Genomic DNA, 17,051 nt, shown 5'->3' on the forward strand with positions numbered 1-17,051 from the left:
CTATGCGCTTGTTGCAGCCGTAGGGGAGATTGGCCGAGCCCCCGCCCGTTCCCACCAACGTAGACTGGCATGATGCGGCTCGTAGCAAGCGATATTGACGGCACCATCCTCGGTCACGACGGAAAAATCAGTGACCGGACCATCAAGGCGTTCCAGGCGTGCCGCGATGCAGGGGTGGAACTCGTCTTCGTCACGGGCCGTCCGCCGCGCTGGCTCTACCCCCTCCAGGAGCAACTGGGACACAGCGGGATCGTCATCTGTTCCAACGGGGCCGTGGTGTGGGATCTGGAAACAGAGAAGGCCCTGTCCTCGTGCGTTCTGGACGCGGAGTCCGTCTTTGAAGCCCGCCGGATCATCAAGTCCATCAGGCCGGACGCGTTGTTCGCTGTCGAAACCCTGACCGGTTTTCAGCTGGAGCCCGGTTTCATCGAGAACGAAACCAGCGAATTGCTCGCCGAATTCACCCCTAAACCGTTGGCCGAGACGCTCACTGCGGATGACGCCGTCGTGAAGTTCCTGGCCATTACCCGCAAAGGTACGCCGGACGAATTCCTTGCCGAGGTGCAGCCGGCTGTTGCGCACTTGGTGTCCACCACGCACTCAGCTCCGAAGACCGCAATGTTGGAGATGTCGGTCCCGGGCATCAACAAGGCCGTCACGCTCGCCAAGTACGCCGAGTCGCTGGGAATCGACGCGGCGGACGTGGTTGCGTTCGGCGATATGCCCAATGACATCGAGATGCTCCGCTGGGCCGGCCACGGTTACGCCATGGCGAGCGGGCATCCGGAAGCGATCCTCGCCGCCGGGCAGCAGGCCCCGCACTTCGACGACGACGGCGTGGCCCAGGTTCTCGAAGCGAAACTCACCGAACAGCGGGTCTAGTCGGCACCGAGCCGGGGTATCCAGCAGCGGACCCTTTGGCAGTAACGTTCGAACTCGGCGCCGAATCGAAGCCTGAGGTCGGCCTCCTCCAGCGGCCTGACCACGTAATTCCACACGAGTGAGCCTGCCACTGCGTACGCCACCACCAGCCACGAACCCAGCATCAGGCCGACGGCGGCGCCCTGCAGGATGCCGGCAAGGGCCATGGGATTCCGGACCCAGCGGTAGGGTCCGGCAATGACCAGGGTGTTGGGCATTGCCGACGGCAAGGGCGTCCCGTTCCCCTTGGTTGACATGGCTGTGGCCGAGCAGATGCCCAGGGCGCTGGCGAGCAGCAGCAAAACGAGCCCGGGAACAAGCGTGGGCAGCGGGAAGGAGAGGCCCCAGCGATCTTCCAGCGCATGGATGGCCAGAGGGATCACTCCCAGGAACAGGCCCCAAAAAACGACCAGCTGACGGAACGTTGCAGCCACGTGCCCTGACGTTGGCCGCTGGGCTGCCGGCCGGAAGGCGAACGGACCTCGCAGGACCCACTCGGTAGGTATCCGGCCCAGGAGGACCAGGCATAGAGCGGCCACCGAGCAGGCTGCAGCCGCCACCATCGCCAGGACTCCCCATCCCGCCTGCGTGGTGATGGTGGCGAAGACAGCCAGAGCCAGGGTGACCAGCGCGGTCCACGCAGTAGCCACCACGGCTGCGGACCGGAAACCGAAGGCAGCCAGGGCCGAAGCCACAACAAACAAAGGCACATCGAAGATCGCCACAGCCACGGGATCCAGCTGCCCAAGAGTGGCCTCCCGGACAGGCGGCAAGAGAAAAACCCCAAGCCACCAGCCGGCACCCGCCAAGGCCTGCGCGGCAAAATAGGCCCTCCCCCAAAGAGCGGCTTTCATGGGTGGCGGACACCCTCCCCGGCCAGGATCGACCGGTAGCCCTCCTTGTAGCTGGGGAACGTGAACGTGAAGCCGGTGGACCTTAGCCGCCGGTTCGAACAGCGTTTGTCGCCTGCACCGCCGTCGGACGCCGGGCCTGGGGGAGGCTCCGGCAACTGCAGCTCGGCCGCGAGGAAGCGCAGGACGTCGCCGTACTCGGCCGGATCGTCATCGATGCCCAGGTACACGGCCTCGGGCTCTTGCTCCATGGTGGCCAGGTGCACGATCATGGCTGCGGCATCGTCACGGTGGATGCGGTTGGTGTGTTTGGACTGGGCAGGAATCCTGGCCTTGCCGCTGCGCACTTGGTCGATCAGGCGGGTGCGGCCGGGGCCGTAGATGCCGCCCAGGCGCACGGAAATGGCGCGGGTGCCGGCAGTCCTGGCGAACATCAAATCCTCGGCTTCCAGAAGGATCCTTCCGCTGAACCGCGTGGGTTCTGCAGGTGTCGACTCGTCCACAACAGCCCCGCCAGAGTCCCTATATACGGCGGTGGAGGAGACGAACAGGATGCGCCGCGGCCGGATCGACTGCCGCTCCAGGGCATCCAGCACGTTCTTCACGCCGTTCAGGTAGGCCGCACGGTACGCCTCTTCCGTCGAGGCATCCGCCGCGACTGCAATCACCACGATGTCCACGTCGCCAGGCAATTCCGGGACATGCCCGGAGAGGTCCGCCCGGATGCCGTGGATCTCCGGCGGGAGCTTTTCGGGGGAGCGGCGCAAGCCCACCACGTGGTGCCCGGCAGCCGCGAAACGCAGCCCAACTTCGGTTCCGAGGTCGCCGCAGCCGGCAATCAACACAGTCATGCCCCTAGTTTGTCAGTCCCGGAGTGTCACCGAGTTCCCAGCCTCCATACAACCGGCGTTCAACTTGCGCCCGTAGGCTTCCAGCCAAGGCCCGTTCGCACGGCTCATCTGTTCGGTTGAATTTGCAGGGGGAATCATGGCTAAGCGTCGGATCAACGACTTCAACACGGCGCCTTTGCGCCGAGTGGAACCCAATCACCATTGGCGCTCGCTGCGCCAGGGCGACCGCGTCAGTGTCACGCTGACGCCGGGCTACGAATCGGCCGGTGTGGTCGACGCTGTTACCGGCGATGCCACCGCCGTCTGGGTGGAGCTCGACGGCGGCCGCGGCCGGACGTTGGTCCACGTCAGCGACGGCGTGGAAATCGTTCCGCAAACGACGGCGGCAGTCCAGCAGGAGAGCTAACCCCACCTTTGCGATGGGCTACGCTACGGGAGTGACGCTGCCTTATTTCCTCCGCAAAGACGGTTCGGTGGGTCCCTTGGCCTTCGCTCATCGCGGCTTTTCCCGGGAGGGGCTGGAGAATTCCATGGCTGCGTTCAGGGCCGCCGTGGAACTGGGAACCGCACATCTGGAAACCGACGTACACACCACGTCCGACGGCGTTTTGCTGGTCTTCCATGACTCATCCTTGGATCGCGTCACGGACTCGGCGGGGAGGATTTCGGAGCTGACTGCCGCCGAGGTGGCCAGGGCCAGGATCGGCGGAGTAGAACCGGTGCCCACGTTTGATGAGCTGGTGGAGGCTTTTCCGGAAGCCCGGCTGAATCTCGACGTCAAGGACTGGAACTCCGTGGGCCCGCTGGCCGCGGCCATCGAAAAACATGGAATCCATGACCGCGTCCTGGTCACCAGCTTCTCGGACAGGCGTCGTCGGGCTGTCCTGTCCAAGCTCTCGGGCCGCGTAGCGTCCTCGGCCGGCAGCTCATTGACCGCGCTGTTTGTCCTCCTTGGCCCCGTGCTGCCGGTGCGGTTGGCACGCAAGCTGCTTGCCGGCGTCGACGTTTTCCAAGTACCTGTCCGCTACGGCCGCTTGCCGGTGGTGACTGCCGGGTTCATCCGGCGTGCACATCGGCTTGGGAGGCAGGTGCACGTGTGGACCATCAACGAGCCGACGGAGATGGAACGGCTTCTTGACCTGGGCGTGGACGGTATCGTCTCGGACCGGCTGGATCTGCTCAAGGAAGTGCTGGTTCGTCGAGGCGAGTGGGTCTGACTCCGCGGGGGGCTACTCCTGGGATTCGATGGCGGCCTGGCGTTGTTGGACGGCCCGGATCCTTTCGAGGTCCAACTTGTCGCTGCGGTCGAAGTTGAAGATGCCGTTCTTCTCCTGGAAGACGTCCGTCAGCTGCGTGTAGCAGTAGCCGAACATGTCCGGGTTATCCAGCAGCACGGCGCATAGGCCTTCGAACCGCTCGTAGAACTCTTCCTCACTGGCCACCCGCTGGCCGTAGCCCCAGGAGCTTTCGACGTCGGTGCCCGCGGCTTCCGCAGCCTGCCTCGCCTCGGCCTCGTTCCACCAGATCCCGCCGAATTCCGAGACGAAGAAGGGCTGGCCGTTGTAGGGGACGGAGTAGTCCACGCCATCGTGTGCGCGGTTGAGGAACGGTTTGCCTTCGGCGAGGCCTTCCTGTTCCAGCCGGAACTTGTCAGGGTCCTGTTCATAGGAGTGGGAGTCGTAGATGTCGGTGTCCCTGACCCTGTGCGAGTATCCGGACGCATCGATGACCGGCCGCGTGGGGTCGGCCAGTTTGGTGGCAAGGAACATGGCCTGGGTGACGTCGTCCAGGACGGTGATCCTGTCGTGGAGGTGCTGGTGTGTTTCATTGAGCGGGCACCAGCCGATGATGCTGGGGTGGTTGTAGTCGCGCTGGAGGACTTCCAGCCATTGGGCGACGAAGCTGGCGGTGGGCTTCTGGTTATGACCGATAGTGCCGCCGCCGGAGACACCCCAGTCCCCGAACTCGCCCCATACAAGGTAGCCGAGGCGGTCTGCATGGAACAGGAAGCGCTCCTCGAAGACTTTCTGGTGCAGCCGGGCGCCGTTGAAGCCGGCAGCCATGGACAGCTCGATGTCCTTGACCAGGGCGGAGTCGTCCGGGGAAGTCATGAGCGATTCCGGCCAGTAACCCTGGTCGAGGACCAACCGCTGGAAGACGGCTTTGCCGTTGATACGGACCACTTTGCCGTCCAGGGCCACGGAGCGGATCGCGGCGTAGCTGGTGACCTTATCCACAGTGTCCCCGCTGGGGTCTATGATGGCCACGTCCAGGTCGTACAGGAACGGGTCCTCGGGAGACCACGGCCGGAGCTGCTCCGCCGGTATTGCCAAACGGAGTGACGGGGCCAGATCGAGGTCTGCCCGAGCCTCGGCGTGCGCCACTGTGTCTGTGCTGGTCCGAAGGGTCGCTGTCACCGTGTCACCACCGCGGTTGCGGGAAAGCGGCACCTCTACCGTCAGGCTGGAGTCGGCAAAGTTGGGGGTTATCCGGAGGCGCTTGATGTGGATCTCCGGGACTGCCTCCATCCACACCGTCTGCCAGATGCCAGTGGTGCGCGTGTACTGGCAGTGGGTGTTGTTGTACCAAGTGGCCTGCTTGCCCCGCGCCTGCATGTCGTGCCGGGAGTCGCGGGCCCGCACCACAACGACTGCATCCGTTCCGGGTTCGGCGACGTCGCTGAGGTCAGCGGTGAACGGCGTGAAGCCGCCCCGGTGCAGAGCGACTTCGACGCCGTTGACCCACACTGTGGCATCGTGGTCCACTGCTCCGAAATGCAGGAGGACTTTCAGCCCTGCCCAGTCCTGTGGAATGGTCACCGTCCGGCGGTACCAAACGGCTTCCATGAAATCCACGTGCTCGACGCCCGAAAGGGCCGATTCGGGGGCGAACGGAACCAGTATCCGGCTGTTCAGTTCGCGGTTGGTGAGTCCTCGCTCCAAACCGGAGTCCCCGGCGTCGATCTCGAAATCCCAGGTGCCGTTCAGGTTGAGCCAGGTGTCGCGGACAAGTTGCGGGCGGGGGTGTTCGGGCTTGGGGATCGATGAATCGGTCAAGGTGTCTCCTACGGCACGGGAACAGTGTGTTCTTTACAACGTTAGAATCTTTCTCTTCCCGATGCGATAGCTGGGCGGAATTCACTCCGTCAAAGATGCATGACGTGAGAGGCTGGACCTACGCGTCCAGCATGCGAGCTGAGGAGATTCCCGTGACCGAGTACCGTTTGGCCATTCTTGACGATTACCAGCAGGTTTCCAGCGACTATGCGCCCTGGGAGTCACTGCTCGACGGCGGCGTGAAGGTCACCGTCTTCAGTGCACCTTTCGTCTCGGAAGAGCAAGCTGTGGCCGCCTTGGCGCCGTTCGACATCATCGCGGCGATGCGCGAGCGAACCCGGTTTCCACAGAGCGTCCTCGATTCGTTGCCGGACCTGAAGCTGCTGGTGACCACCGGCATGGCCAATGCGGCGATCGACCTCGAGGCGGCCTCGGAGCGGGGAATCGTGGTGTGCGGGACAGGAGGATCGCCGGCCGCGGCGCCGGAACTGACCTGGGCCTTGCTGCTGGCCTTCGCGCGGAATCTGCCTGTGGAGGAGAACTCGCTGCGCGCGGGGGAGTGGCAGACCGGCGTCGGATTCGAACTTGAAGGCAAGACGCTCGGGATCGTGGGCCTTGGCAAGATCGGCAAGCGCATCGCCGGGTATGCCGCGGCGTTCGGCATGGACGTGCTGGCCTGGAGCCAAAACCTCACGGCCGACGCTGCTGAGGCCGCGGGTGCCCGTTTGGTCAGTAAGGAGGAACTGTTCAGCGAGTCGGACATCGTGACGCTGCATCTCCGGCTGTCCGAACGAACCGAGGGAATCGTAGGCTCGGAGGAACTGCGGCTATTGGGCCCCGACGGGCTGCTGGTCAATACAGCCAGGGGTCCCTTGGTTGACGAAGCGGCCCTGATCCGCGCGCTCGAGGAAGGCTGGATCCGCGGTGCGGCCCTGGACGTCTTCGAGGAAGAGCCCCTGCCCGCCGGTCATGCGCTGCTGCACGCTCCGCGGACCGTGCTCACGCCGCACGTCGGATATGTGACGCACGAAAGCTACCGGAAGTTCTACGGCGAGGCTTTCGAGGACGTGAAGGCCTGGCTGGCCGGGGAGCCTGTGCGCGTCCTCGGCGGGTAATACTCGCGCGGATTGTTGCGTGGGCAAGCGCTTTCCAGGGAAAGCTGGCAAGATGGACCCATGCGTATCCTCATCGCCCCGGACAAGTTCAAGGGATCCCTGACCGCCGCCGAAGCCGCGTCAGCCATGGCCGAAGGCGCTCTCCGCGTCTATCCCGACGCCGTGGCCACGCAATTCCCGGTGGCCGACGGCGGCGAGGGCACCCTGGATGCTGCCATTTCCGCCGGTTACGAGGAGCGTAACAACGCCGTGGTCGGGCCCATCCTCAAGCCGGTGGGTGCGTCGTGGGCGATCCGGAAGGACTCCTTCGGCGGAGCGACGGCCGTTATCGAAACGGCCATGGCTTCCGGACTGGCACATATGGAGCCAACCCCGGAGAACGCCCTGCGCGCGCACAGCTACGGTTGCGGCCAGCTCATCGCCGCGGCCCTTGAGGCCGGTGCCACCGAGATCGTGTTGGGCGTAGGCGGCTCCGCAATGTCCGACGGCGGCAGCGGGGCCTTGCGCGCCTTGGGGCTCAAACCCCTTGATGCGGCCGGGAATGTGGTGCCCCTCGGCGGAGGTTCCTTGGCCGACGTCGTGGCTTTGGACGTCTCCGGGCTGGATCCGCGGCTCTCGGCCGTGAAGTTCCGCATCGCCGTCGACGTCCAAAACCCGCTGTACGGCGCTGACGGCGCCGCGCATGTTTTCGGTCCGCAGAAGGGCGCGGATGAGGACGCCGTTGAAAAGCTCGACGCCGGTCTCCGCAACTGGGCATCGCTCCTCCGGGAAGCGAGCGGCCGCGATGTCAACGTTCCAGGCGCGGGAGCGGCGGGCGGGTTCCCGGCGTCGTTCCTTGCCTTCACGGATGCCACGCTGGAAGGCGGATTCGAGCTGGTCGCCGGCCTCACGGGTTTGGCCAAGCACCTTGCTGAGGCCGACTTGGTGATTACCGGCGAGGGGTCCATGGATGAGCAGTCGCTCACCGGGAAGGCTCCCATCGCATTGGCCGACGCCGCGAGCGTGCACGGCATCCCCGTGGTCGCGGTGGCCGGGCGCATCACCGTAACCCCGGAAGAGCTGGCGAAGCACGGGATCGTGGCCGCGGCGCAGTTGCTGGATGTCGCGCAGCGCAAGAATGGCGTCCCGGATGTGGCTGACGCCGTAGCCAACGCCGCCAAGTACCTGGCGTGGGCTACCAGCCAAGTGCTTGAGGGCGCCTAGTAAGTTCCTGCCGGGCTATTGCCTGTAGCCCTCTACTTCGCTGATGGGGCGGGCCTCGGCGTCGTTGGGGTTCTCTCCGACCTTTTTCTTGGCACGCCGTTGGCGCAACAAGTCCCAGCACTGGTCCAGCTGCGCCTCAAGGTGGGCCAGGCGCGCGCGGTTGTCGTCGCTGCTGTCCGCGGAAGTGTCGCGGAGGTGATGCTCCTCCTCCACCAATGACTGGATTCGTTCCAGAAGATCCTGCTCATCCATGATCTGTCTCCTTGGGGTTGGTGTCGGGGCGTTATATGAAACCTAGTCTTGCTGAGCGGGTGCGTCTACTGGTGCATGACGGCATACTTGGGTCATGCAATTTACAACCACCATCGTGGGCGATGGCAATAAGGCCGGCATCGAAGTTCCCTCCGACGTGGTGGATGCGCTCGGGGCCGGGAAAAAGCCGCCTGTGGTGGTGACCATCAACCACCGGAGCTATCGCAGCAGCATCGCGGTGATGGGCGGAAAATACATGGTGGGCATAAGTGCGGCGAACCGCGAGCTCACCGGCGTTGCCGCGGGGGACACTGTGCAGGTGGGTCTCGAGGTTGATACCCAGCCGCGCGTCGTGGAGGTCCCGGCTGATCTTGCCGCGGCCCTGGAAGCTGAACCGGACGCGAAAGCCTTCTACGGGACCCTCAACTACAGTGCCCAGCGACGCTACGTGGAGCCGATCGGCGATGCCAAGACCGAGGAAACCCGCGCGAGACGTATCGCGAAGGTTGTTTCTGACCTGAAGGCCGGGAAAAAGTAGCGTCTCAGGCGGGGCTGTTCGCCCTTGCGATGGCCACGGCCAGGGAAACGTCCCGAAGAAAATGACGTGGACCACGACACGTTCCGGGTGCTCACCCCACTACTAAGTAGTGACAGGTTGCCGAGCGCACTCCGGATGCAGAACAGCAGCCACGGCCTACGAGGTGTTGAGACCCCCTCCTCGGCCGGTCACGGCGCAACAAACCCGGGCGGGTGCTATTAACCGCCTAGGGGTGCGCTCGTCCGCTTGCCCGAGCGGACAGTGTGGCCGGCCCGAAAGCAGACCCCCCCTCGAGCCGGCCACACGCCCTTCCCGGGTCACTCGAACTGCTGCTCATCCTGAACGGCGCGATAACGGCGCCGATCAGGGTTCCAGGGGTGTTGGTGGTGGTGTTGCCCGCCGCCGTTATGGATGCCCAGTCTGCCCGGATAGCTCTCACGCGCTTTGGCCCCTTCTTCCACGCGATTCGGCGAGTACCGCCGTCGTCGTGGCTTTCCGCGCTATCAGCGCGACGCCCGCCGCCGAGGCAACAAAAACTGACCCCAGGATCGCCCAACCCAGCGTGCCACGCTCGACGACGGTTGCGGTCACCACGAGAGGTGCGAGCATGGCCCCCAGGGCGGATCCCATGCCGAACATTCCCTGGTAAGCGCCGGCCTGGAGCGGATTGGCGAGTTCGAAGCTGAGGCCCCACGCCCCCGCTTGCGAAAGGATTTCCGCCAACGAGTGCAGGAGTGCGGCACCGCATAGGACAATGATGGCGGCGACCACCGGCACTCCGCCCGCCAGTGCGTAGAGCGCGCAAGCCGCGGCCATGAGCACCCCGCCGGTCAGCACGATCTTCCCGGCACGGGCAGGATGATCGGTGCCGCGGGAGAGTGGCACCTGCAGCAGGACGACGCACACAGTGTTGATGACCAGGACCACCGATATCAGCACATCCGGCGCGCTGGTGTCCTGGGAAATCCACAGCGGAACACCCATCTCGGCGAGTCCGAACTGCATGCCGAAAATACCGGACAGCACCGTCAACAGAACGTAGCGGCGATCCTTGAAGGGGGAGATGCCCCGCTTCGGCGCAGGGTTGCCGGGATCGTGACGCGGCGCGTCGACGCGGCTGGGAAGGCGGCGGAGGTGCAGTGCGCTGAGAACATAGACGACGCCGGCGCTGATCATCATCACGCGGAACGCGTCGGCCGTCCCGGCCAGCAACGCCAGTCCGGCGATCATGCCACCCGTCGCGATGCCCAGGTTGGTGATGGTGCGGAGGACCGCGCGTGCGTTGACCCGGTTGGGGCCTTCGAAGGCCCGCGCGATGATCGCTGAGCGCGTGGCGTTCGCGGCGCGGTCCACGCCTACCGTAATGCAGGCAATCACGACGGCGGTGCCGAAGTTACCTGCGAACGTATAGCTTGCGATAGCGAGACCTTCGACGGCGACCATCGCCACCAGCAGTCGGCGCGCGGATAGGTGGTCCGCAAGGCGGCCGCCAATGTAGGACGTCGCGACGCCGACCCCGCTGGAAACAGAGAGGATGACGGCGATTTCCACGGCGCTGAGTCCGACGAAGCGGCTGAAGTACAAAACTGTCAGGGTGAGGAAGATGCCTCGACCCACCGTGGAGACCAGAATGGCCGAAGCGAGGATCTTAAGGCTGGGATCAGAAAGGGCGGCGCGGAGGCCGTGCCGGGGAGGGGTAGTGGTGTCTGCCGGAATTTTGGTCACCCCCTAGTTCTGTCACCCGCCGAGGTTGGCCGGTAGTGATGTAGCGTTATGCTTCATGTTGAAGTACGTACTGTCCGGCGCCGACCTGGGCGGGGTGCGCTTCGGCATCTCGCCCATGTGTGAACTGGGGCTCTCCCTGAGGGCCATCCGTGATCCCAGCCAGTATCCTCTTCAGTTGCCGTGGTTGCGCCGCACGGAGGAAGCCCGTTCCCGCCTGGATCTGGATGGTCTGCTGTCGCTGGTTGACCACCGGCTCTGGACGCCGGACTTCCTGAACCCCAGGCCTGATTCCCCTCTCACCAGGATCGACGACGAGTTCGCGGCATTGGAGGGGATTTCAGCAGAGCAGTTCCACGGCGACCTGATCCGGGTGCATGGCGAAGTGCCCGCAGTCTTTGCCGGACCCGTTGGCCCGGCGATCCGGCGCCTCGTGCAGATCCTCCAGGACTTTTGGGCCACGTGCTTCGCACCGCACTGGCTGCGCATGCGCACCATCCTGGAAGCAGACATTGTCTACCGCGGCAGGCAACTCGCCCAGGGCGGGCTGTTCACAATGCTGAACGATTTGTCCGGTGCCGTGGAATTCGACGGCCAAGTCATCTCCGTGCGGTTGAAGAACCCTGCGTCACGGACCGAGAAGACTGATGGCCTGGGGCTGACCCTCGTACCCACCATGTTCACCCGCAGGGCCTCTGCTCCCGTGAACCATGGTGACCCGCCGATGCTGATGTACCCGGCCCGCGGACAAGGAGCCATGTGGGAGGCGGAGCAAGTGAGAAGCCCTGACGCTGTTGTGGCAGTGCTCGGCGAGGTCCGAACTGCCCTACTGACGGCGCTCGCTGCGCCTGCCTCATCCACCGAGCTGGGAGTGCGCTTTGGCGTGACCACGTCCGCGGTCAACCAGCATCTCAGGGTGCTCCGGAATGCCGGGCTCGTGACGTCCACGCGCTACGGCCACAGCGTGCTCTACTTTCGGAGCGAGCTGGGTGACGCGCTGCTCCTGGGATGAGCAATCCGGCGAGTCAGGCGCCTCTGGCGGGACCCGCCGTCCGGCGTTTTCAGTTCTTGCGCAGGCTGTAGGTGCTGACGACGTTGCCCTTGCTGGTGGCGTACTGGTCCTCCAGGGCCAGCCGGTTAAGGGGGTCCCCGTCCTCGAAGAGCCGCCGACCTGTCCCGGCGATCACGGGGTGGGTCATCAGTGTCAGCTCATCCAGGACGCCTGCGAACAGTAGTTGGCGTACCAGGGAGATGCTGCCGCATACGGCGATCTCGCCGCCGTCGCGGTTCTTAAGCTCGGTGACGAAGTCCTCCAACGGACCGTTGATGAGGTGGGAGTTTTGCCACTCCAGCGGCTCGGGCAACGTGCGGGAGGCGACGAACTTCTCCACAGGATTAATGAAGGCGGCAAACTCATCATCCTGGGTTGCGTTCGGCCAGTAGCTGGCCCACTCCTGGTAGCTGACCCGGCCCAGGACGACGGTGTCCACGGTGTTGATCATCTTGGTCAGGCCCTTGCCCAGGTCCTCGTCGAAGCTGTCGAACTGGAACTTGAATGGGTCCTGGACAACGCCATCCACGGAGTGGAACAGGCCGGCGGTTACCTTGCGCATAGCTTCTCCTTCCAGGTCGGTCTCGTTTAGGCCGCAGCCGTTGCCAGGCGACGACGGGACGGCAGTTCAGTGACGTTGCTCGATTCAGTGTTCAGGCGGACGGGAACTTCGTAGAGCTCAGCGTAGACCTGCAATTCGCCCAAGGCGTCGTTATCAACGGTGGCTTCCGAAAGGTCCATTTCGACGTTCAGGCCGCCGCCGAGGCTCTTGGTTCGCTGCACCACCGGGTACAGGCCCTGCACGCTCGCGGTGGTGACGTGACCGGTTGCCGCAATCTGGATCTGTTCGCCGTCAACGTCGACTCGAACAACTACGGAGAGCTTCTCGCTGGTCAATGTGCTGCCTTTCATAAGGTTGCTGCCACGCTGCAGCGCACCCCAGCGTATGTGCCATGTGTGACCTGCGCAACATTGTGGCGAGGGGCGCTGGCCGCCAGTCACTGTTTTCGCAGGCGTCGATGTGACCACCTGGGCCAGAAATCCAACTGTCCCGGAAGTTGTCTTTGTGACAGCTGTTTGCAGGGGATGTTTTGGGACAACAAACATATGGGACTGCAATGTTACGTGGACGCTGAGCGTGGATTTCATCGATCCTCGATTGTGCCTGAATGAGTGCCCACAGCCGTCTGCGCAACAAGCACGTTAGAGGATGCTCCAAGGGTTCGGCGCGGCATCACGCGGCGTTCTGAGTGCCGCCAGCGGCTGAGTCCCCGAGTGGGGAGTGTCCCACCGGGAGTGTCCCAGTTCCAAGGAAGTGGGACAGAAAACTGTGTAGCGTTTAGGGCACCCTCACCGGGCAGTTTTGCGGGCGGGTCTTACGGGAATCCGGGAGTCCTGAAACCGCGGGGACGTTTGGCGCAAGGTAGCGGCGGCCGGTGGGGGACCGGCTTACGGGCACTTTCTAAGTCGACTCCGCGCGACAGGAACGTATGATCCAGCTATGACTCTTGCGGACCTTTCGTTCCTGTCTGACGATCTTCAGAATGGCGCCCGATGCGACCCGAATGGAGAAGTGAGTTGGCCGATATTCCAAGCTTCAGATGCCATCGAAGCCCTTGCAGGCTCCGGTCGTCTTATCTTGGGTCTGGATATTAGGGACTACCAAAGTGACGGCACATTCATCGAGGTACCGTGGTCGACTTACACAGGATCCGACGTGGAAGAAGCCCGCGTCTTTGCCCTGTCCGTTCTCAACCATGAAGATCTTCCTGGCGAGTGGGTCCTGATTACTTGGTAAATGATCCCTCAGTCTAGGTTCAACGGCATCTGTATGAAGGGAGCCGAGGGGCAATACAGTTTCACTCATGGCAACTTGGGACCTGAGCGACGAGCTGAATCATCCGCTTGATTTTCTGTTGATACAGAACGGCTTCATCAATCTGTTTCATCAGCACGCGATTCTCCACGAGGCAACGTTGTGGTTGTGGAACCACCGCTACCAAGTCGTTCAGGTTGATGCTGCTGCCTGGCAGACTCAGGCTGACCTACACCGGGACGTTGCCCTAGCCTTGAATTTCCCGGATTACTACGGCTCGAACTTTGATGCGCTCAACGATTGCCTCCGCGACGTAGCTGTTCAATCCTATGGATGGACGGCCGCGGACACCGGGCTAGTTCTCGTAATTGACGGGTATGAGACCTTCGAAAAGAAGGACGCATCCTCCGCCCATCGCCTGTTAGACATCTTCGCGAGGCAGGCAGCATACGCCTCTCTGTTCGGCCACCGCATGGTGTGTCTGGTCAGAACCGGGGACCCAGAGCTGCGGTTCCCTCCGGTTGGTGGCCTTTCCGTTGCTTGGAATCATCGCGAATTCCTCAGCGCCCGGTAAAGGATCCCTCACCGGACACTAGTACGTGACAGACTTCTAGTGAGTTGGGTTACTTTCCGTGGTTATTGGACCGAAGGAGAAACTTCCTGGTGCCGCATGATCAAAGACGAGAAGCGTTCTATGACCTCATACAGTTGCGTCGCCCATTAGGCGAGTCCTCGGCTCGATTGTCGTCGTTTGAATGGTTCTCTCAAGAGGAATTGGCCACTGCTTTTGCTCAGGATATCGGCCATGCACTTGACGAGTTCTGGGCCGGGAAGATTAGTGCAGATGATCTTCGCGCCTGGGCGGAGCAGCTCCAGGGCCGCGAAGACATTGCACTGAATCCCCAGGACCGCGATTTCCTGGCGGACGCACTCTTCCAGCTTTCTACGCCCGAGGTTTGTGGACCCGCCGATGAGGTGGCCGTTACCCTCGGGTTGCGGCTGAACTAACGGTCGGGCTCTCAAGGGGGACCCCATAATTTCCGTTAGGGGATCGGCTTACGGGCGCAGTCCTAGCAGGGCCTCACCTCATGGGTCCCCTAACCACCACGGGTCGCCGGCTGTGGTAGCGGTCGGTTCTCCTGAAACCGTGAGGCTCGGTGCGTGGAGAAAGTCGATACGCAGGTTTGATCCGGCATCCACCCGGACGTTTGACACGGTACGGTTGTTGATTTCAAGGGCGGACATCATCCACGTGTCGTCCGAATCCGCGTCTCCGGTTGTGTCTCCTATGGTCCAAGAGGCATCTATATAGAGTCTGAACTCCGTCGCCTTGATTCCCCTGTCATCGCAAAAGCCGATGAAGGGCCACGCCTGTCTGGTCCCAACCTCAACAACGAACGTCCCAACCAGATTTGCCGGGTCAGAGGTCATCATTTTCCCTTCAAGATCAGTTCTTATGGCTTATGGGCCAAGGGTTACATGGGTTCGATACCGGACGTACGCTTTCGCGTCCTCACTACCGAATCCGAACGGAGCCTTCACAGGCTTTCCTGTGAGGGGACTTTTGGGGCCGCCCTTCGCGTTAGTGAACGAAGCTCGGCTCGGAGCGCTACCGGACGGATCCATGATCCTCACTTTAGTTTCAGGCCTTGGAGCGCAGGGCGAGTAACTCTTACAGCCAGCGGACGTCCTGCCTGTCCATTCCGATCAGGTGCAGGCCATCGGTGGTTTCTACGCCATGGGCAAACCGTACCAAGACAGAGCCTCCGTTCATGCGCTCGAACTCAGCCTCTATCCAAAGTTCAATCGGGAATGTCGACGTGGCGGTGATGTCGGCCTCAGCGAGAACGGGGACCTTTTCCACGATCCGATGAGTCCGACCCTCCGCGTCAGCAAGGTCAACCTCGATCCATCCCGGGAAGTGCTCGTCTGCCCATCGCATCGCAGTAGCCCGAACGATCACATGTGTCATACCGCGATTGTTCCATTGGATCCAGCTGAGTGTGAGGGGTACAGAGTTGCACGTTGAGGGATCCTTTACCGTGCGCCAATGAGGGGCTTTGAGCTGGTCCGGTTGCCTGCGGCTATGGGTTCCAGTTGAGGGCGTATCTTTGGGCTAGTGCTTGGACGGTACGTATGCCCGCGTCCGTCCAGAAATCCTTATCCACCCATTCGAATGGCCTATCGCCACATTCCTCAAATTCTGTGCTGAAGCGGGAAAGCTGGGAGCAGATGAGGGCTAGCTCGAGATCAGCGTCATTAACTAGCCACCAGTCCGTTTCCTCATCCCAGAGCAAGAGGCGGCCAATGCCGCCGTGGGTGTCCAACACCCAATCGCAAAAGGCGGCGTTGTTTGCGAGGGCAGAATCCGGCACGTGGATGGGACTGGTGGGGACAACGAAGCCATTACTTGGAGGTGGAGTTTCATCTATGCGAAGACTCAGAATGCCTCTTCCCGGGAATGACGCCCACGACTGATCGCTGAGAAGGATGCTGCCCAGGAGTATCCCGGCTTCACACGCAACCACAGTGCTGCCCGGTATGACAATGGGCCAGCCGCGATCAATCTCAAAAGGTACAGACGAAAAATCAATGGGCATACGCAGGACTTTGCCACGGGACCGCGATCTAGTGGATCACCGGCCCCGATAAGCGATCCTTTAGCGTTCATCTGGCCCCAAGCTTTGTGGCGGGTTGGTATGACAGCATTTGGTTATGAGCGCACAGCTTGAAGTTCCTAGGCTTGAAGACCTGAGTGATATCGGAATTATGGTCGAGCCGTCTGATCAGCCTTGGGGGGTCTCTCTGGTCGCGTGGGCGCAGGACGGAAGCACCGTAACTCTTACCTGGGACGAGATCGCTGGGTCAGCGAGGATCCGCTGGACCAGCGGTGACGACGTGCGCCTTGTCATCGAACGAGAGACGCCGGTGAAGATCAGCGTCCGAAACGAGCACGGCGTCATTGAGTTCCACGTTTGGTCCCGATGGGAAGGAATCGGTGGCGAATTGATCGTGCGGGTCGGTGAGCACGTGGCGGTTCACGACACACTTCTGCATACCTAGCAGCCATGTGGACGCCCGGTAAAGGATCGGCTAAAGGACGGAGCGAAAATGAAACCAACGATCTCTAGATTCGTGGCGGACGGCCGGGTTTTTGCACTCGTCCAGACACCGACATCTGACATTAGGCGGACGGAACTGACCATCAGTTTGATCGGGTCCCGTAGTTGGGACTACGTGGTCCCGGGCTGGCGAGATGTATCTGTCGGCATCAGCGGTGAGATCGCCTACGTATGGGCGGCAAGAAGCATAATCGTTCTTCCGTCACATAAGCATGCCGACCCCAAAGTTATCCCCTTTGATGAGGAAGATCTCATTGTCGTTTTTGTTGCTGGCTCATGTTGGTTACTGGTGTGCGAAACCTCCGTCCGGCTGATTGGGCCCGACGGCGAAACTGGTCAGTCTCACTTCAGAGAAGTAGTTGAGGAAGCATCCTTTGATGGCCACATTGTGATTGTCAGAGACGTCGACTCGTTGGAATACCGCTTCGAAGTATCCGGGACCAACTTGGTCGAGATCATCGATTCGTAACGACTACGCGATTGCAGTACGGCAGCTTGCGCTGACTCATTAGCGCACGGAGCCCCCTATGGCGCGGTGCCCGGCAAGGATCCT

Annotated in this window: 22 protein-coding genes; 12 read left to right on the forward strand and 10 right to left on the reverse strand. The window is 62.4% G+C overall.

Going from position 1 to position 17,051, the window contains the following annotated elements; all coding sequences use genetic code 11:
* Positions 1–72 precede the first annotated feature (72 nt).
* The gene (locus N5P29_RS00315) at positions 73–882 is read left to right on the forward strand and encodes an HAD family hydrolase (protein WP_262276731.1); all 810 of its coding nucleotides are present in this window, start codon (positions 73–75) and stop codon (positions 880–882) included.
* On the opposite strand, the gene N5P29_RS00320 is transcribed toward N5P29_RS00315, so the two are convergent.
* Positions 879–1,775: a methyltransferase family protein gene (locus tag N5P29_RS00320; protein WP_262276732.1), complete on the reverse strand. Its 897-nt coding sequence runs from the start codon at positions 1,773–1,775 to the stop codon at positions 879–881. The two genes, N5P29_RS00315 and N5P29_RS00320, sit on opposite strands and share 4 nt — an antisense overlap.
* A complete protein-coding gene (locus N5P29_RS00325; RefSeq protein ID WP_262276733.1) occupies positions 1,772–2,623 on the reverse strand; it encodes an SDR family oxidoreductase in 852 nt (283 codons plus the stop codon). The genes N5P29_RS00320 and N5P29_RS00325 overlap by 4 nt, the downstream gene beginning before the upstream one ends.
* A 136-nt stretch (positions 2,624–2,759) precedes the next feature.
* Here N5P29_RS00325 and N5P29_RS00330 point away from each other — a divergent pair, with 136 nt between their 5' ends.
* Complete coding sequence (locus N5P29_RS00330; RefSeq protein WP_262276734.1) at positions 2,760–3,029, forward strand: hypothetical protein; 270 nt, start codon at positions 2,760–2,762, stop codon at positions 3,027–3,029.
* A 13-nt stretch (positions 3,030–3,042) separates the two neighbouring features.
* Positions 3,043–3,840, forward strand: a complete 798-nt coding sequence (locus N5P29_RS00335; RefSeq protein WP_262276735.1) for a glycerophosphodiester phosphodiesterase family protein — start codon at positions 3,043–3,045, stop codon at positions 3,838–3,840.
* A gap of 12 nt (positions 3,841–3,852) precedes the next feature.
* Here the strand turns inward: N5P29_RS00335 and N5P29_RS00340 are convergent, their stop codons facing one another.
* Positions 3,853–5,679, reverse strand: coding sequence for a glycoside hydrolase family 2 protein (locus N5P29_RS00340; RefSeq protein WP_262276736.1), 1,827 nt, complete (start codon positions 5,677–5,679; stop codon positions 3,853–3,855).
* 152 nt (positions 5,680–5,831) lie between these two features.
* Between N5P29_RS00340 and N5P29_RS00345 the strand changes: the two genes are divergently transcribed.
* Together N5P29_RS00345 and N5P29_RS00350 are read left to right on the forward strand one after the other, a co-directional pair.
* Positions 5,832–6,794, forward strand: coding sequence for a D-2-hydroxyacid dehydrogenase family protein (locus N5P29_RS00345; RefSeq protein WP_262276737.1), 963 nt, complete (start codon positions 5,832–5,834; stop codon positions 6,792–6,794).
* 60 nt (positions 6,795–6,854) lie between these two features.
* A complete protein-coding gene (locus N5P29_RS00350) occupies positions 6,855–7,997 on the forward strand; it encodes a glycerate kinase (protein ID WP_262276738.1) in 1,143 nt (380 codons plus the stop codon).
* 15 nt (positions 7,998–8,012) lie between these two features.
* Here N5P29_RS00350 and N5P29_RS00355 read toward each other — a convergent pair whose 3' ends face one another.
* Complete coding sequence (locus N5P29_RS00355; protein ID WP_262276739.1) at positions 8,013–8,249, reverse strand: DUF2630 family protein; 237 nt, start codon at positions 8,247–8,249, stop codon at positions 8,013–8,015.
* Between the two features lie 94 nt (positions 8,250–8,343).
* Between N5P29_RS00355 and N5P29_RS00360 the strand changes: the two genes are divergently transcribed.
* Positions 8,344–8,787, forward strand: a complete 444-nt coding sequence (locus N5P29_RS00360; protein ID WP_262276740.1) for a YdeI/OmpD-associated family protein — start codon at positions 8,344–8,346, stop codon at positions 8,785–8,787.
* Positions 8,788–9,222: 435 nt separating this feature from the next.
* Here N5P29_RS00360 and N5P29_RS00365 read toward each other — a convergent pair whose 3' ends face one another.
* Entirely contained in the window at positions 9,223–10,512 is a 1,290-nt protein-coding gene (locus N5P29_RS00365) for an MFS transporter (protein WP_262276741.1), read from the reverse strand.
* A gap of 55 nt (positions 10,513–10,567) precedes the next feature.
* Here N5P29_RS00365 and N5P29_RS00370 point away from each other — a divergent pair, with 55 nt between their 5' ends.
* Positions 10,568–11,521 carry an ArsR/SmtB family transcription factor gene (locus N5P29_RS00370; RefSeq protein ID WP_262276742.1) on the forward strand — a complete coding sequence of 318 codons (954 nt, stop codon included), beginning with the start codon at positions 10,568–10,570 and terminating at the stop codon, positions 11,519–11,521.
* A gap of 49 nt (positions 11,522–11,570) precedes the next feature.
* On the opposite strand, the gene N5P29_RS00375 is transcribed toward N5P29_RS00370, so the two are convergent.
* Positions 11,571–12,122, reverse strand: coding sequence for a dihydrofolate reductase family protein (locus N5P29_RS00375; RefSeq protein ID WP_262276743.1), 552 nt, complete (start codon positions 12,120–12,122; stop codon positions 11,571–11,573).
* Positions 12,123–12,148: 26 nt separating this feature from the next.
* Positions 12,149–12,457 (reverse strand): hypothetical protein, encoded by a 309-nt coding sequence (locus N5P29_RS00380; RefSeq protein WP_262276744.1) that lies wholly within the window; start codon positions 12,455–12,457, stop codon positions 12,149–12,151.
* Between the two features lie 604 nt (positions 12,458–13,061).
* Between N5P29_RS00380 and N5P29_RS00385 the strand changes: the two genes are divergently transcribed.
* From N5P29_RS00385 to N5P29_RS00395, 3 genes are all read left to right on the forward strand, one after another.
* Complete coding sequence (locus N5P29_RS00385; RefSeq protein ID WP_262276745.1) at positions 13,062–13,358, forward strand: hypothetical protein; 297 nt, start codon at positions 13,062–13,064, stop codon at positions 13,356–13,358.
* A 67-nt stretch (positions 13,359–13,425) separates the two neighbouring features.
* Positions 13,426–13,950, forward strand: coding sequence for a barstar family protein (locus N5P29_RS00390; protein ID WP_262276746.1), 525 nt, complete (start codon positions 13,426–13,428; stop codon positions 13,948–13,950).
* A gap of 89 nt (positions 13,951–14,039) precedes the next feature.
* Positions 14,040–14,384, forward strand: a complete 345-nt coding sequence (locus N5P29_RS00395; protein ID WP_262276747.1) for a hypothetical protein — start codon at positions 14,040–14,042, stop codon at positions 14,382–14,384.
* 78 nt (positions 14,385–14,462) lie between these two features.
* Here the strand turns inward: N5P29_RS00395 and N5P29_RS00400 are convergent, their stop codons facing one another.
* The 3 genes from N5P29_RS00400 to N5P29_RS00410 form a co-directional block, all read right to left on the reverse strand.
* A complete protein-coding gene (locus N5P29_RS00400) occupies positions 14,463–14,810 on the reverse strand; it encodes a hypothetical protein (protein WP_262276748.1) in 348 nt (115 codons plus the stop codon).
* A 238-nt stretch (positions 14,811–15,048) separates the two neighbouring features.
* Positions 15,049–15,348, reverse strand: a complete 300-nt coding sequence (locus N5P29_RS00405; RefSeq protein ID WP_262276749.1) for a hypothetical protein — start codon at positions 15,346–15,348, stop codon at positions 15,049–15,051.
* Positions 15,349–15,460: 112 nt separating this feature from the next.
* Positions 15,461–15,976 (reverse strand): hypothetical protein, encoded by a 516-nt coding sequence (locus N5P29_RS00410; protein ID WP_262276750.1) that lies wholly within the window; start codon positions 15,974–15,976, stop codon positions 15,461–15,463.
* Positions 15,977–16,091: 115 nt separating this feature from the next.
* Here N5P29_RS00410 and N5P29_RS00415 point away from each other — a divergent pair, with 115 nt between their 5' ends.
* Together N5P29_RS00415 and N5P29_RS00420 are read left to right on the forward strand one after the other, a co-directional pair.
* Positions 16,092–16,439, forward strand: a complete 348-nt coding sequence (locus N5P29_RS00415) for a hypothetical protein (RefSeq protein WP_262276751.1) — start codon at positions 16,092–16,094, stop codon at positions 16,437–16,439.
* Positions 16,440–16,487: 48 nt separating this feature from the next.
* Positions 16,488–16,967: a hypothetical protein gene (locus tag N5P29_RS00420; RefSeq protein ID WP_262276752.1), complete on the forward strand. Its 480-nt coding sequence runs from the start codon at positions 16,488–16,490 to the stop codon at positions 16,965–16,967.
* The last annotated feature ends 84 nt before the right edge of the window (positions 16,968–17,051 follow it).

The sequence above is a fragment of the Paenarthrobacter sp. JL.01a genome, from assembly GCF_025452095.1.
In the GTDB taxonomy this organism is placed as follows: Bacteria; Actinomycetota; Actinomycetes; order Actinomycetales; family Micrococcaceae; genus Arthrobacter.